This is a genomic window from Streptomyces sp. SID14478 (assembly GCF_010548525.1).
GTDB lineage: Bacteria > Actinomycetota > Actinomycetes > Streptomycetales > Streptomycetaceae > Streptomyces.
Genome location: NZ_JAAGMG010001425.1, coordinates 1 through 13,074, shown reverse-complemented (window position 1 = coordinate 13,074; position 13,074 = coordinate 1). Strand labels below are relative to the sequence as shown.

Genomic DNA, 13,074 nt, shown 5'->3' with positions numbered 1-13,074 from the left:
GGCGCCATCGCGCCGATGCCGCTGCGGCCGCTGGAGGCCGAGCAGTGGGTGGCCTCGCTCATCGACTGGGACGGCGAGCGCGGCGCGCTCGTGCCGGAGGCGATCCAGGCGTTCGGCGAGTACGTCGCCGCCGCCTGCATCCCCGACCAGGCCCCGGCCCCGGACGGCACGCAGGAGGCGCTGCCGCCCGCCGTACTGCATCTGCGGCGCACCGTCGCCGCGCTGGCCCGACGTGCACTTGGGAGGGCGCTGTCGTGACGAACGAGTACAACGGTTCGGGTTCCGGTGCCGGGCACGACGGCTGGGAGCCGCTGCCCCAGGGCGAGTACGACTCCGACGCCACGGCCTTCGTACAGCTGCCCCCCGACTTCCAGGACGCACCACTGGCCGCCCCCGGCCACGGCTACGTGCCGCCGCAGATAACGGTGAGCCCGGCCACGGGTGCCGCCGCGACCGACCCGGCGGCGACCGGCGTGTGGGTGCTGCCGCCGGAGCTGACGGGCAACCCCGGCCGGTCCGAGGAGCAGCAGGTCAGCTGGCCCGCCGCGCACCAGGAGCCCGAGCCGGAGCCCCAGCCCGAGCAGACGCCTTACGGCGTGGTGCAGGGCGATACGGGGCAGTGGTCGATCCCCGTCGCGAACGGTGAACTGCCGGAGGACTCCGGGGAGTTCACGACGTCGGCGCTCGCCTCGCAGTGGGGCGACCGTACGCCGCCCGCGACGCTGCCCGGGGGCGCGGCCGCGCCCTGGGCGTCGGAACCGTGGGCGCAGCCTCAGCCGGAGCCCGCCGCCCTGCCGGAGCCCGCTTCGCCGGAGCCCGAGCCCGTGCCCGAGCGGGCCGAGTCGGAGCCCGTGCGGGCGGAGCCGAGGTTCGTACGGGCCGAGCCCGAGTTCGTACGGGCCGAGCCGGAGCCCGTACAGGCGGAACCGGAGTTCGCAGGGCCCGAGTCGGAGTTCGTACGGCCCGAAGCGGAGTTCGCTCGGCCCGAGCCGGTCGAGGAGGCGCAGCCGGAGCCGGCGGCCGAGCCGACCGAGCAGGAACCCTCGGAGCCGCGCCCGGATGTGGCAGCCGAGGCCGATCCCGACGCCGATGCGGCGGTGCCTGCGGCCGCGGCTGTGGGCGCGGAGGCAGAGGCGGACGCGGAGGACGAAGGCGCCGCACCCGCAGCGGCGTCGCACTCCCTCCACGAGGACCACCCCGAGATCAGCTACGTCCTGCGGGTCAACGGCAGCGACCGCCCCGTCACCGACGCCTGGATCGGCGAATCGCTCCTGTATGTGCTGCGCGAACGCCTCGGCCTCGCGGGCGCCAAGGACGGCTGCTCGCAGGGCGAGTGCGGCGCGTGCAACGTCCAGGTGGACGGCCGCCTCGTCGCCTCCTGCCTGGTGCCCGCGGCGACCACGGCGGGCAGTGAGGTCCGCACCGTCGAGGGCCTCGCGGAGGACGGCCAGGCCTCCGACGTACAGCGCGCGCTGGCCGCCTGCGGCGCGGTCCAGTGCGGCTTCTGCGTCCCCGGCATGGCGATGACGGTCCACGACCTGCTCGAAGGCAACCCGGACCCCACCGACCTGGAGACCCGCCAGGCCCTGTGCGGCAACCTGTGCCGCTGCTCCGGCTATCGCGGCGTACTCGACGCGGTGCGCCAGGTCGCCAAGGAGCGCAGGACGTCGGTGGAGGCCGCGGAGCCGGCCGCCCCGGACGAGCCCCGCATCCCGCACCAGGGCGGACCGGCCACCAGCGAGGACATCCGCAACACCGGCGGTATCCACGACATCCACGACATCCGTGACATCGGGGACGGAGGCCGGGCGTGACGAACGAGACGACGGAGGCCCCCGCGGCCGTCGGGACGGAGGAACTCCCGCACGGCCTCGGCACGACACTGCCTTCCGTGGAGGCGCGCGCCAAGGCGGAGGGCACCTTCCCCTACGCGGCCGACCTGTGGGCCGAGGGGCTCCTGTGGGCGGCGATCCTGCGCTCCCCGCACGCGCACGCACGCGTGGTCTCCATCGACACCACCCACGCGCGCGAGATGCCCGGCGTCCGCGCGGTCGTCACGCACGAGGACGTCCCCGGCGGCCCGCTGGCGGGCCACCGCACGGCCGACCGCCCGGTGTTCGCCTCCGAGGTCGTACGCCACCACGGCGAGGCCCTCGCGGCAGTGGCCGCGGACCACCCGGACACGGCGCGCATGGCGGCCGCGGCCATCATCGTCGAGTACGAGGTCCTGGACCCGGTCACGGACCCCGAGCAGTCCTTCGCGGCCGAACCCCTGCACCCCGACGGCAACTTGATCCGCCACATCCCGCTCCGCCACGGCGACGTGGAGGCGACGGGCGAGGTCGTGGTCGAGGGCCTCTACCGCATCGGCCGCCAGGACCCGGCACCGATCGGCGCCGAGGCCGGCCTCGCCGTCCCCCGCCCCGACGGCGGCGTGGAGCTCTACATCGCGTCCACGGACCCGCACGGCGACCGGGATCTGGCCGCGGCCCGCTACGGCCTGGAGCCGGAGCGCGTCAAGGTAGTCGTCACGGGCGTCGCGGGCGCGACGGCGGACCGCGAGGACCCCAGTTTCCACCTCCCGCTGGGCCTGCTTGCCCTGCGCACGGGCTGCCCGGTGAAGCTGACGGCGACCCGCGAGGAGTCCTTCCTGGGCCACCCGCACCGCCACCCGACCCTGCTGCGCTACCGCCACCACGCGGACGCGGACGGCACGTTGGTGAAGGTGGAGGCGCAGATCCTGCTCGACGCGGGCGCCTACGCGGACACGTCCTCGGACGCGCTCGCGGCGGCGGTCTCCTTCGCCTGCGGCCCCTACGTCGTCCCGCACGCCTCGATCGAGGGCTGGGCGGTACGCACGAACAACCCGCCCTCGGGGCACGTACGCGGAGAGGGCGCACTCCAGGTCTGCGCGGCCTACGAGGCCCAAATGGACAAGCTGGCCAAGAAGTTGGGCGTCGACCCGGCGGACCTGCGCATGCGCAACGTGCTGGCCACGGGCGACGTGCTGCCCACAGGGCAGACGGTGACGTGCCCCGCGCCGGTCGCCGAACTCCTCGACGCCGTACGGGAGTTCCCGCTGCCGCTGCTGCCGAAGGACACCCCTCCGGAGGACTGGCTGCTGCCGGGCGGCCCGGAGGGCGCGGGCGAACCCGGGGCGGTGCGTCGCGGCGTCGGCTACGGCATCGGCATGGTGCACATGCTGGGCGCGGAGGGCACGGACGAGGTCTCGACGGCCACGGTCAAGGTCCAGGACGGCGTCGCCACGGTCATCTGCGCGGCGGTGGAGACCGGCCAGGGCTTCACCACGCTGGCCCGCCAGATCGTCCAGGACACGCTGGGCATCGACGAGGTCCACGTGGCCCCGGTGGACACGGACCAGCCGCCGGCCGGGCCCGGCTGCCGCGGCCGCCACACCTGGGTCTCGGGCGGCGCGGTGGAACGAGCGGCCAAGATGGTCCGCACGCAGCTGCTGCAGCCCCTCGCCCACAAGTTCGGCATGTCCACGGAGCTCCTCCAGATCGCCGACGGCAAGATCACGTCGTACGACGGGGTCCTCTCCACCACGGTCGAAGAGGCCATGGACGGCAAGGAGTTGTGGGCCACGGCGCAGTGCCGCCCGCACCCCACGGAGCCACTCGACGCGTCGGGCCAGGGCGACGCGTTCGTGGGCCTGGCCTTCTGCGCGATCCGCGCGGTCGTCGACGTCGACATCGAGCTCGGCTCGGTGCGGGTGGTCGAACTGGCGGTGGCACAGGACGTCGGCCGCGTCCTCAACCCCGGCCAGCTGGCGGCCCGTATCGAGGCCGGGGTCACCCAGGGCGTCGGCGCGGCCCTCACGGAGAACCTCCGCACCCCGCAAGGCGTGGTCCGCCGCCCCGACCTGACGGGCTACGCCCTGCCCACGTCCCTGGACGCCCCGGACATCCGCATCGTCAAACTGGTCGAGGAACGCGACGTCGTGGCCCCCTTCGGCGCGAAGGCGGCCAGCGCGGTCCCGGTGGTCGCGTCCCCGGCGGCGGTGGCATCAGCAGTACGCGCGGCCACGGGCCGCCCCGTGAACCGCCTGCCCATCCGCCCGCAGGCGGCGGTGGCGTCGGGCGGGGGCGGGGCGGAGTCAACGGGCTGAGAGGTGGGGTGAATCCACGTACCGTGGTCACCCCTGTCGCCGTCTGACAGCCGCCCTCCTGTCGCCTCCTGACAGCCCCTGCCTTGGTGGCTCGCTGACGGCCCGTATCTACGCGTGGCGCCCGTGTCCGTCCACCCCTCCCACCCGTTTCGAACTGTGACGCGTCGTGGCGTTCTGTGACGTGATGTGTGTTGCCTCTGCCCTGGGACGCCTGTGAACTGTCAGTGCGCTTGGCTAGAGTTGTGCCTGACTTCGGCTTCGTCGGTACGTACGGGCACGCGTACGCGACGAGGACGCGCAGGGTGACGGACACACGGGGGAACGGGGAGGACGTACGCGATGGCGGACGACAAGGGTGGGGGCGGCAGCTCGGGCGGTCTCGGCGGCTGGTTGTTCGGCGCGGTCGAGGCGGCGCAGGACGCGGTGGGGGACATCGTCACCGAGCTGGAGTCCTTCACCAAGTTCCAGCAGCGGGTCGATCAGCTGATCAAGGATCTGAAGGGGTCTCCGGCCGGTCCCAAGAAGGTGGGCGAAGAAGCGCTGGCGCGCCACCAGTTCGGCGGCGGTGACGGCGGCTTCAAGGAAGCGGCCGGTCTGCACACGTCGTACGCGACGGTGATCACCGAGCTGGAGAACCTCTCGAGTCTGCTGTCCGATTCGATAGAGGGCATGGGCATCGCGGTGATGGCCTCGCACAAGGGCTACGCGAACATCGACGACGACATCCGCCGTCGCATGCAGGCCATCAGCACGGAGACGACGAAGCACTACGGCGGGGAGTACGTGCCGCCGACCCACAAGAAGAGCGAAGACGGCTCCGACAAGGGCGGTGCGGACACGGCCGCGGACCCATCTTCAGGCGGCGACTCGGGCGGAGCGTTCTGATGGCGGAAGCACCCATTGACGGGGGCGGCAGCGCTCCCGCAGGCACGCAGTTCACGGGCCTGACCCATGAGCAGATGCTGGAGTGGCTCGACCAGGCCAACAGCGGTGAGGTGCAGGCCGCTGCGGATCGCCTGGCGGCGGCGGCCAAGGAGATCCACAAGATCGCGGACGACCTCAAGGTGCGCCCGCAATGGGTCAGTTGGAAGGGCACGGGCGCGGACGCGTTCCGGGGCTGGGCCTCCGACCTGGCCAATGCGACCGTTCGCCTCGGTGACTTCAGCCAGGACTCGTCCAAGTGGATGGGGCAGGCAGCCACGGCGATCGGCACCGCCCAGGCCTCGATCCCGCGCGACAAGCCGAGCGCCCAGGCGAACCTGGACGCGGCGCAGGCCGCACACAACGACCCGGACGCCCAGGCGATCTCCTCGAAGTCATCCAGCGAACTCGCCGCCCTCAAGGCCGACCGGGAGAAGGTCCGCCTCGAGGCGGCCGCGGAGATGACGAAGCTGGGCCAGGCGTACTCGGTTTCTGCTACACAGATGGATTCATTGCAGCGGCCCAAGTTCCCGCCGCCGCCTACCGCTTTTGTGCCTCCGCGAGACGAGTCGACGGACTTGGCCCGCCCGGGAAGCGGGGGAGGTGTAGAGACTGCGCCCTCAGCCGGAACGAGCGGATCAGTGGCCAGGCACGTAGCCACAAGCTCGGTGACTCCATCGACGGCGGCGGAATCGTCAGGCGGGGTGTCTCCCTCCCGTGCGGTCTCGCCGCCGCCCGAAATTCCGGAAGCTCCCACGCAGATGGGCATCGACTCCGTGGGCACGCTCCCGGAGGCATCCCCGGTGTCCTCTTCGCCGACGACGGGGCCTTCCCCGATCGCCCCGCAGACCGGCGGCCAGAACATGGTGGCCCCTCCTAGTGCCCTACCTCCCGCCTTCGGACGCGCTGGCGCGGCACAGCAGCCGTCGGTCGGGCGTGCGCAGGGGACGACGGGACCGTTGGGTCGCGGAGGTACTTCGCCTGTTTCGGGAGGCGCCGGCCGCGGCACAGCACCGTCTGTTTCGGGGAGCACAGGACGCCCCACTGCGCCGGGGGCACGCGGGGGCCAGATGATGCCCGGTCAGAGTGGCTCGACCACGGGACGGGGCGGTGCCCCAGGCCGACTGCCGACGGCTAACGGAGTCGCAGGCGGCCGCCCTCAGCCCGCGACGGGCAAGCCTGCAGGAGGAATTCCCCGAGGCTCCGTAATGGGCGCCCAACCGACAACCGGCGGACGTGCCGCAACCGGGCAAGGAGCGATGGGCGGTCGGCCCGCCACGACGGGTGGTGGGCAAGTCGCGCGAGGCTCGGGCGGCGGTCGCCGAGTTACCGGGACGACGGCTGAGAACGGCGGAATCGTAGGAGGCCGAGGGCAGCAGCAAGGCCGTTCCAATGCTCGCTCGTTCAGCCCTGGTGGTTCGGGTCTGGTGCGCGGCCAGGGCAGTGGGCCCGGCTCATCCCAAGACGGCCTGCATGGACCGAACCAGGCTGGACGCAATGCGGGCATGGGCGCAGCCCCGCGGGGTGCCCGCCCCGGCTCACGCAATGACGAGGAGGGCCAAGACAGGCCCGACTATGTGACTGAAGACGAGTCGACGTGGCTGCCTGATGATCGCCGCAATGTACCTTCGGTCGTCGACGATGCGACGAAGAGCGACGAGAGGTAAAGCAATGCCCTCCACCAGCATGCGACGCCGCGGCGCGGCAGCCACGGCCATCCTCGGTGCGCTGCTGGTGGGCTTGGCCGCGGACCCGGCCCAAGCAGATACGACGCGATCCCAGCAATGGTTCCTCGATGCCATGCAGGCCGAGAACATGTGGAAGACGAGCACGGGTGAAGGCGTCACCGTTGCTGTCATCGACACGGGCGTGGACGCCAGTAACCCGGACCTCAAGGGGCGAGTGCTTGACGGATTGGACCTGGCTTCCAATCTGGAGAACGGCGACGAGCACAGTGACTATGAGGGACACGGGACCGGCATGGCGGGGCTGATCGCCGGGACCGGGGCTTACAACGGCGGCAAGGGGGCGTTCGGTCTCGCGCCGGGAGCGAAGATCCTTCCGATCCGCATGCCGGACATCAGTAAAGGTGTCATGCCATTTGAGGAGAGCACGCAGCTCGTCAAGGCCATCCGGTACGCCGCTGATTCGGGTGCCAACGTCATCAACATCTCTCTCGGTGGCACCAATTCTGAGTTCGAGGCTCTGGCACCTGCCGTTAAGTACGCCCTGCAGAAGGGCTCCTTGGTGTTCGCCGCGTCAGGCAACAGCGGCGACAAGGGCAACAAGCTGGAGTACCCCGCCGCCACTCCGGGAGTGGTAGCAGTCGGCGCGGTGGGAGAGGATCTTCACCGCGCGAAGTTCTCGACTTATGGCCCCCAAGTGGACTTGTCGGCACCGGGTGTTGACATGGTCCATGCTTGCGGAGGGTCGACTGGCCTCTGCAAGTCGGAGGGCACGAGTGACGCCACCGCCCTCGCCTCCGCCAGTGCAGCCCTGATCTGGTCCAAGCACCCGACCTGGACCAACAATCAGGTCCTGAGGGTCATGCTCAACACGATCGGCGCCCCCACGGACGGAGCCAAGCGCAACGACTCGATCGGCTACGGAATCGTCCGCCCTCGCATCGCACTGAAGACGCCGGGTGACCCGGGGCCGGCGGACAAGTTCCCGATGTCGGACTATCCGGTGGCCGCCAAGACCCCGTCCTCGGAAGCGTCCAAGGCGACCGGCGGGGAGACCCGTGAAGAGGGGAAGGCTGCGGCGGCAAGGGATGCCAAGGACGACGGCAGCAACACCGGGATGTGGATCGGCCTGGGAGTCGCGGCTGTCGTGGTGATCGGCGGAGCGGCGGCATTCGCTGTTTCCCGACGCCGGCGCCGCGACCAGCAGCTTCCGCCCCCAGGCGCGCCGATGCCGCAGAACTACCCCGGCGGCCCGTACGGAGCCCCGCAGCAACAGCCTTACAGCAATCAGCAGTTCACGGGGCAGCCGGGGCAGCAGCCATACGGCGGCTATTCGCAGGGCGACAATCTGCAGAATCCGCGCCAAGGTTCCTGACGCCCGCAGCTGCCCAAAGGCCGACGAAAGTAGTGCTTATCCGGCCTGGCCAGAGGGCATAGCGTACCTGACAAGAAGATGGCCGTAATGCGACGGGATGCGAATGCGGCTGTTCCTGGTCCCTTGGCGCTATGGCGCTCATCTCTGCAATGGCGCAGGCAACCCGGTGGGAATATCTGCCTCTGCCGAGCATCCCAGTTGCTTCGCCAGGGATCGAGTGACCGACATCAGCACGTTCAAGCCATCTGTAACTTTTCGCGACTCTCGGACGTCTTCGCCCTCGATCCACGGTAGTGCCGCACCGACAAGATCACAGCGGCTGATAGTGATCCCGTAACCGAACGCGTATATCGCTTCGGACCGTCACTCGATCTTCGGCAGGGCGAAATTTCAACTACTGGTATCAACTCCAGCATCAAGATCACACTGTGCGATGGTGATCCACGCAACGCAGACGCGAAGCGGGGGCGGGCCACGCTCAACCGGTGGACTTCATGTCACGCGCGTCGGCGTACTTGTCCAGTTCGCGCATGGCCTCGGCGTGGGCGCTCATCCGAATGCTCACCCTGCCGCTCGTGAAAAGCGCCACACCTGCCGCCGACACGGGCACAGACAGCCCGAGCACCAGCAGGGCTTCAGGCCAGTCACGTTCGTTCTGGCACCAATCCCCTTTGTAGATGCCGTTGTTGGCTGTACCGCGATCTGTCAGCAATCGTGACTCGCACTCGGCGGGATGGCGGTCGTCTGGTTCCTCATCGACTGTGTACGGGGTGAGGAGCAGCAGGGCGCACCATGCCCACTGGAGCGTTGCCACCGCCAACAGGCCGAGTCCCCAGGCGCGTTCGCGACCGGCCCTGTAGCGGAAGTCAAGGTCGTACTCACGTGATCGCATGGCGGTAGAACATAGCGGGTTCTTCAAACGTGGCGGGGGTGTCTGGTGGCGCCGTCCAGGGGGCTGGAGGCGATCGTCGGGGAGCTGGCGGCGAATGCTGTTGAGCACGGGCCCGGGCCCCAGGTCACGGTGGCCCTCGCCAGGCGTGCGGGTGGTGTGGTGACCGTCGTCGTGGCCGATCAAGGGGGATCGGGGGAGGGTCTGGGGGAGATGGCGGCGCAGGTCGCTGGGGATGATGCGGAGTCCGGGCGGGGCTCGTCAACGGGCGGGCCCTTGCGCAGCGGTGGGAGTGCCGGATGGGGGCGGGCGGGCTTGGCGTGTGGGCGGATGTAGCCGTTGGGTGATCGCGGACGCCCGGTGCTCCACCCCGTTCCCCTCGATGCTGGGGTCGCGATGTGCGCGCTCATGACTCCCCGCTCGTCCCGTGGCGTGCTGTGGCAGAACTGCAGTGGGTGGATCACCCTTGCGTTAATCTTTGGCGGCCCGTCAAATGCTCGTACACAAGTACGGGTTCGGCGGTGTGCAGGGGAGGGACCCACACGTGAAGTTGCGCAAGATGCGGGCGGTCGGCGTCACGGTCGCCGCGTTCGGGCTGGGGCTCGTCATGGCCAATTCGGCGAGCGCCGCCTCGTTCAGCTGGGGCGCCTATGAAGGGGGCGGAGCAGGCTACTGGCAGCAGGATCCGGGGGCTGATCCGATCGGGTACGGGGACGCGCCGGGTGATTCAATTGCCGCGTGTGACTTGAGCGCGGACGGTTGGGGGATCGAGGTGAAGCTCGACGTCAACCGGGACGGCGACATCGACCGCAAGGTCAGCACCCGCGGCCACAGTTCTCCGTACTGCTCCGGCTGGGCCAGCGGCAACCTCACCGAGGGCACACCCGTCCGCGTGTGGGTCACCAAGGTGAAGGGCGACACGAGTTACCACCCCGTCTGGAAGGACGGCAACGCCTAGCACGTAGTCATGGTCAAGGCCCGGGCTCTCGGCGGCTGACAAGAGAGCCCGGGCCTTCGTGCTCAAGCTACCGCCGCAAATGGCCAAGGGAAGGGCAACTCACACGCCTTGGAGGTGGAGTTCCGGGACTGGAGCCTGCGTGCAGCGGTCGGCGAGGTCTCGGATGTCTTGGACCTTCTGCGGAATCTCTCGGTCTGGCTCTCGTTCCCGTTGTTTCCTCACCAGGTCGCAGGTGGCCTCCAGCTCCGAGATGAACGGGGGCATGTCCGCCTGCGTGAGGATCTGGGTGCGATACGGGTCCACTCGGTTGAGCATCGGCAGGCTGCTGTTCGCGCACAGGGTGGAGAACTGGTCCGCTCCGTCCTGTACGAAATCCACTGGCGTCAGCCGACACTTCTTGGGGCTCGTCCCCTGCATCAGCACCACGTCAACACCCATTTCTGGATCGACTCATCCGTGGCTCCCCGTGCGTCGCGATGAGTTTCGGGGTGTTGGGGGGTCGTACTGTCGAAGCCCCGCTCCGAGGAGGACGTCTGATGCGTAGCGTGACCTATTCGATGGGTGTCTCGCTTGATGGCTACATCGTCGGGCCGGACGGGGGGTTCGACTGGTCGGCGCCGGACGCGGAAGTCTTTCGTTACTGGATCGACGAGATTCGGGGAGTCGACGTCCACGTGATGGGGCGGCGGCTGTACGAGACGATGCTGTATTGGGAGACCGCCGAGCAGGAAGCCTCGCTCGATGAGGCGGAGATCGAGTGGACCGGGCTCTGGAAGCCGCTCCCCAAGGTCGTGTTCTCCACCACGCTGTCGACCGTGGAGGGCAATGCCCGGCTCGTCTCCGGTGGGCTGGTCGAGGAGATCGAGCGGCTGCGGGCCGAGCCCGGGGAGGGTGAGATCGCCATCGGCGGTGCGACGCTTGCCGCCGAGGCGGCCGCGGCGGGGCTCATCGATGAGTACCGGGCCGTGGTCTACCCGGTGCTGGTCGGCGGGGGCATTCCGTTCTTTCCGCGGGACGAGCGCCAGGTGGGTCTCGAGCTCGTCGAGACCCGCACTTTCGGTGCGAAGTTCGTCTTTCTCCGCTATCGCGTGGTGCGTTAGCCGGGGCCGGTGCGGCCTGGGGGCTGGGGAGTGCCGGGGTGCGCAGCTCGTTCTCCGTGCGGCCGTCGGTGATCGGCAGGGCGCCGGCTCGTTGCGCGTCGAGGAAGTGGCGTCGGGTGTCGGATTCCTTGTTGGACGTGGTGGTCGTCATGGGGGAGCGAGCGATCTCCGGGGCCTGAGGAATCTGCGGTGACCGGGGTGGGCGGGTCGGTGTTCGGGGGGAGTCGTACGGTGGTGGGGATTCGTCGTCGTGAGGAAGGGCATGGCGGAGTGGCGACAGGTGGGAGCGTGGATGGGGCGGGGACGGGATCGGGAGCAGTGGATGACGAGGGTGGGTCCGTTCCGCGTGGTTACGAACCCGCGCCCTCGGCCGGGAAGCTGCTGCTCTTCGTGCTCGGCTTCGTCGTCTTCGCCGTGGTCGTGGTCGGCGGGGGCGTGATTCTCGTGGCCGGGGGATGAGCCGGTCTCGGCAGCTGGTGTGGATACCGTTGGCCCCCAGTGGTGTGAACATCCTTGGCCTCAAGTGGCGTGAACTCCCTTGACCTCAAGCTGACTTGAGGTCGCAGCGTGATCCGCATGAGCGCCGAGAGCATAAACGCCGAGAGCATGAACCCCGAGAGTGTGAATGACGACCTCGCGGCCATTGAGCAGGTCGTCGCCACCGTCGAGCGCACCCAGCGTGCCAAGGATCCCGAGGGCTTCCTCGCGCTCTTTCATCCCGATGCCCTGTGGACCACCGGGCACGGGAAGGTCCTCATCGGGTTCGACGCGATCGCCGAGTTCACCCGCGCCGTCCTGCCGAAGGCGAGCTGGGACGGCGACGTCACCTATGAGGTGGTGCATACGCAGTTCCTGCGGGCCGACGTGGCGGCCGTCAAGGTGCGGCAGGTCTACCACTCGGCGGCGGACGGGGACTCGGCCGGTGCTCCGCTGTACGTCATGACCAAGCAGGCCGATGGGGGCTGGCTGCTGCACGTCTGCCAGAACACCGAAGTGAAGGAGTGAGTGTCGAAGGGGCGCCCCGCTGTGGCGGGGCGCCCCTTCGACGCATGCAGTCCAGCGCCGTTGGACTGCCGGAGGCCGTGACCGGAATCGAACCGGTGTGCTTCGCTTTGCAGGCGAATCCCTAAACCACTCGGGCACACGGCCATGTTCTTGCTTGGTCCTACGACCGTAGGTGCCTGCCCGCGCCCGCCTCAAGGGTTCGGCCGCCCCCGCAATGCGACTGCCACACGGCGTTCACGATCAGCGCGCCCGGACCGTGAGGCCGGGGTCCGAGGGGGGACGGGCACGGGACGTACGACCAAGGGACCAGGCCGAGCCCGACCTCTGACAGGGGTCAGGGACCCGTAAGCCCCTTACTGTGAAGCGCATGGCTGCCCTCGACGACTCCACCCCCGACGTCATCCCGGACACCGCCCAGGACACCGTTCCCGACGTCCCCTTGATGGCCGACGGGCCGGACGGCGAGGGCGTTCTCGGCCGGGCGCACCGCGCGCTCAGCATCGGCATCGTCACCGTCGTTCTTCTCATCGCCTTCGAGGCCACCGCCGTCGGGACCGCCATGCCCGTCGCCGCGCGGGAGTTGGACGGGGTGTCGTTGTACGCCTTCGCCTTCTCCGCGTACTTCACGACCAGCCTGTTCGGGATGGTGCTCGCCGGGCAGTGGGCCGACCGGCGCGGGCCCCTCGGGCCGGTCACGGCCGGGATCGGGGCCTTCGCCGCCGGGCTCGTGCTCGCCGGCACCGCGGGGAGCATGTGGCTGTTCGTGGCCGGGCGGGCCGTGCAGGGGCTCGGGGGCGGCCTGGTCATCGTCGCGCTGTACGTCGTCGTCAGCCGGGCCTACCCGCCGCGACTGCGGCCCGCGATCATGGCGGCGTTCGCGGCGAGCTGGGTCGTGCCGTCGATCGTGGGGCCGCTGGCGGCCGGCGCCCTGACCGAACACCTCGGCTGGCGCTGGGTGTTCCTCGGGATCCCGGTGCTCGTCCTGCTGCCGCTCGCGCTCGCGCTGCCGCAG

General features: G+C 69.8%; 11 protein-coding genes, 1 tRNA gene and 1 pseudogene. 10 read left to right on the top strand and 3 right to left on the bottom strand.

Annotated features, from left to right (window positions below; genetic code table 11):
• The 5 genes and pseudogenes from G3I40_RS44830 to mycP form a co-directional block, all read left to right on the top strand.
• Positions 1-258, top strand: a pseudogene (locus G3I40_RS44830) (dehydrogenase); the annotation flags it as partial.
• Positions 255-1,814 (top strand): (2Fe-2S)-binding protein, encoded by a 1,560-nt coding sequence (locus G3I40_RS44825; protein WP_164560524.1) that lies wholly within the window; start codon positions 255-257, stop codon positions 1,812-1,814. The pseudogene G3I40_RS44830 and the gene G3I40_RS44825, both read left to right, overlap by 4 nt.
• The gene (locus G3I40_RS44820) at positions 1,811-4,129 is read left to right on the top strand and encodes a molybdopterin cofactor-binding domain-containing protein (RefSeq protein WP_164560523.1); all 2,319 of its coding nucleotides are present in this window, start codon (positions 1,811-1,813) and stop codon (positions 4,127-4,129) included. Before G3I40_RS44825 ends, G3I40_RS44820 begins: the two co-directional genes overlap by 4 nt.
• A 339-nt stretch (positions 4,130-4,468) precedes the next feature.
• The gene (locus G3I40_RS44815; protein ID WP_203645934.1) at positions 4,469-5,014 is read left to right on the top strand and encodes a hypothetical protein; all 546 of its coding nucleotides are present in this window, start codon (positions 4,469-4,471) and stop codon (positions 5,012-5,014) included.
• 1,707 nt (positions 5,015-6,721) lie between these two features.
• On the top strand, positions 6,722-8,110 hold the full coding sequence (gene mycP, locus G3I40_RS44810; protein ID WP_164560522.1) for a type VII secretion-associated serine protease mycosin: 1,389 nt from the start codon (positions 6,722-6,724) through the stop codon (positions 8,108-8,110).
• A 478-nt stretch (positions 8,111-8,588) separates the two neighbouring features.
• On the opposite strand, the gene G3I40_RS44805 is transcribed toward mycP, so the two are convergent.
• Positions 8,589-9,002, bottom strand: coding sequence for a hypothetical protein (locus tag G3I40_RS44805; protein WP_164560521.1), 414 nt, complete (start codon positions 9,000-9,002; stop codon positions 8,589-8,591).
• 541 nt (positions 9,003-9,543) lie between these two features.
• Between G3I40_RS44805 and G3I40_RS44800 the strand changes: the two genes are divergently transcribed.
• The gene (locus tag G3I40_RS44800; protein WP_343245220.1) at positions 9,544-9,957 is read left to right on the top strand and encodes a hypothetical protein; all 414 of its coding nucleotides are present in this window, start codon (positions 9,544-9,546) and stop codon (positions 9,955-9,957) included.
• Positions 9,958-10,056: 99 nt separating this feature from the next.
• On the opposite strand, the gene G3I40_RS44795 is transcribed toward G3I40_RS44800, so the two are convergent.
• Positions 10,057-10,395 carry a hypothetical protein gene (locus tag G3I40_RS44795; RefSeq protein ID WP_164560520.1) on the bottom strand — a complete coding sequence of 113 codons (339 nt, stop codon included), beginning with the start codon at positions 10,393-10,395 and terminating at the stop codon, positions 10,057-10,059.
• 98 nt (positions 10,396-10,493) lie between these two features.
• Here G3I40_RS44795 and G3I40_RS44790 point away from each other — a divergent pair, with 98 nt between their 5' ends.
• From G3I40_RS44790 to G3I40_RS44785, 3 genes are all read left to right on the top strand, one after another.
• Complete coding sequence (locus tag G3I40_RS44790; protein ID WP_164560519.1) at positions 10,494-11,057, top strand: dihydrofolate reductase family protein; 564 nt, start codon at positions 10,494-10,496, stop codon at positions 11,055-11,057.
• A 318-nt stretch (positions 11,058-11,375) separates the two neighbouring features.
• A complete protein-coding gene (locus tag G3I40_RS46735) occupies positions 11,376-11,516 on the top strand; it encodes a hypothetical protein (RefSeq protein ID WP_203645933.1) in 141 nt (46 codons plus the stop codon).
• Positions 11,517-11,663: 147 nt separating this feature from the next.
• Positions 11,664-12,062, top strand: coding sequence for an SgcJ/EcaC family oxidoreductase (locus tag G3I40_RS44785; protein WP_164560525.1), 399 nt, complete (start codon positions 11,664-11,666; stop codon positions 12,060-12,062).
• A 72-nt stretch (positions 12,063-12,134) separates the two neighbouring features.
• Here G3I40_RS44785 and G3I40_RS44780 read toward each other — a convergent pair.
• Positions 12,135-12,206: transfer RNA gene (locus G3I40_RS44780), tRNA-Cys, on the bottom strand.
• 298 nt (positions 12,207-12,504) lie between these two features.
• On the opposite strand from G3I40_RS44780, the gene G3I40_RS44775 reads away from it, so the two are divergent.
• Positions 12,505-13,074: MFS transporter (locus G3I40_RS44775; RefSeq protein ID WP_239092316.1), on the top strand; the 570-nt coding region annotated here is incomplete at its 3' end.

Bases quoted from the DNA above. Each gene is read 5' to 3' on its own strand.
- G3I40_RS44815 (WP_203645934.1), top strand. From the start codon at position 4,469: ATGGCGGACGACAAGGGTGGGGGCGGCAGCTCGGGCGGTCTCGGCGGC.
- mycP (WP_164560522.1), top strand. From the start codon at position 6,722: ATGCCCTCCACCAGCATGCGACGCCGCGGCGCGGCAGCCACGGCCATC.
- G3I40_RS44805 (WP_164560521.1), bottom strand. From the start codon at position 9,002: ATGCGATCACGTGAGTACGACCTTGACTTCCGCTACAGGGCCGGTCGC.
- G3I40_RS44795 (WP_164560520.1), bottom strand. From the start codon at position 10,395: ATGGGTGTTGACGTGGTGCTGATGCAGGGGACGAGCCCCAAGAAGTGT.
- G3I40_RS44790 (WP_164560519.1), top strand. From the start codon at position 10,494: ATGCGTAGCGTGACCTATTCGATGGGTGTCTCGCTTGATGGCTACATC.
- G3I40_RS44785 (WP_164560525.1), top strand. From the start codon at position 11,664: ATGAACCCCGAGAGTGTGAATGACGACCTCGCGGCCATTGAGCAGGTC.